General features: G+C 53.1%; 1 rRNA gene. It reads right to left on the minus strand.

The features are described 5' to 3' along the window. Positions 1–1,520: ribosomal RNA gene (locus tag KQI42_RS20700) — 23S ribosomal RNA — on the minus strand; the annotation flags it as partial. Between the last annotated feature and the right edge of the window lies 1 nt (position 1,521).

A 1,521-nucleotide genomic window follows, 5' to 3' on the forward strand; every position in this document is an offset into this window, starting at 1 on the left:
GATCTCAGCCTAACTGCTTGGACGCGGATATCCAATACCGCGCTTACCCTATCCTCCTGCGTCCCCCCATTGCTCAAATGGTGAGGAGGTGGTACAGGAATATCAACCTGTTGTCCATCGCCTACGCCTTTCGGCCTCGGCTTAGGTCCCGACTAACCCTGAGCGGACGAGCCTTCCTCAGGAAACCTTAGGCATTCGGTGGAGGGGATTCTCACCCCTCTTTCGCTACTCATACCGGCATTCTCACTTCTAAGCGCTCCACCAGTCCTTCCGGTCTGGCTTCACAGCCCTTAGAACGCTCTCCTACCACTGTTCGAAGAACAGTCCGCAGCTTCGGTGATACGTTTAGCCCCGGTACATTTTCGGCGCAGAGTCACTCGACCAGTGAGCTATTACGCACTCTTTAAATGGTGGCTGCTTCTAAGCCAACATCCTGGTTGTCTAAGCAACTCCACATCCTTTTCCACTTAACGTATACTTTGGGACCTTAGCTGGCGGTCTGGGCTGTTTCCCTTTCGACTACGGATCTTATCACTCGCAGTCTGACTCCCAAGGATAAGTCATTGGCATTCGGAGTTTGACTGAATTCGGTAACCCGGTAGGGGCCCCTAGTCCAATCAGTGCTCTACCTCCAAGACTCTTACCTTGAGGCTAGCCCTAAAGCTATTTCGGAGAGAACCAGCTATCTCCAGGTTCGATTGGCATTTCACCCCTACCCACACCTCATCCCCGCACTTTTCAACGTGCGTGGGTTCGGGCCTCCATTCAGTGTTACCTGAACTTCACCCTGGACATGGGTAGATCACCTGGTTTCGGGTCTACGACCACGTACTCATGCGCCCTATTCAGACTCGCTTTCGCTGCGGCTCCGCATCTTCTGCTTAACCTTGCACGGGATCGTAACTCGCCGGTTCATTCTACAAAAGGCACGCCATCACCCGTTAACGGGCTCTGACTACTTGTAGGCACACGGTTTCAGGATCTCTTTCACTCCCCTTCCGGGGTGCTTTTCACCTTTCCCTCACGGTACTGGTTCACTATCGGTCACTAGGGAGTATTTAGCCTTGGGAGATGGTCCTCCCGGATTCCGACGGAATTTCACGTGTTCCGCCGTACTCAGGATCCACTCAGGAGAGAACGAAGTTTTGACTACAGGGCTGTTACCTCCTATGGCGGGCCTTTCCAGACCTCTTCATCTACCTCGTTCCTTTGTAACTCCGTACAGAGTGTCCTACAACCCCAAGAGGCAAGCCTCTTGGTTTGGGCTAATCCCGTTTCGCTCGCCGCTACTCAGGGAATCGCATTTGCTTTCTCTTCCTCCGGGTACTTAGATGTTTCAGTTCCCCGGGTCTGCCTTCTCATATCCTATGAATTCAGATATGGATACCACTCCATTACGAGTGGTGGGTTTCCCCATTCGGAAATCTCCGGATCAAAGCTTGCTTACAGCTCCCCGAAGCATATCGGTGTTCGTCCCGTCCTTCATCGGCTCCTAGTGCCAAGGCATCCACCGCAGATCGG

Source organism: Tissierella simiarum (assembly GCF_018917865.1).
In the GTDB taxonomy this organism is placed as follows: domain Bacteria; phylum Bacillota; class Clostridia; order Tissierellales; family Tissierellaceae; genus Tissierella_C; species Tissierella_C simiarum.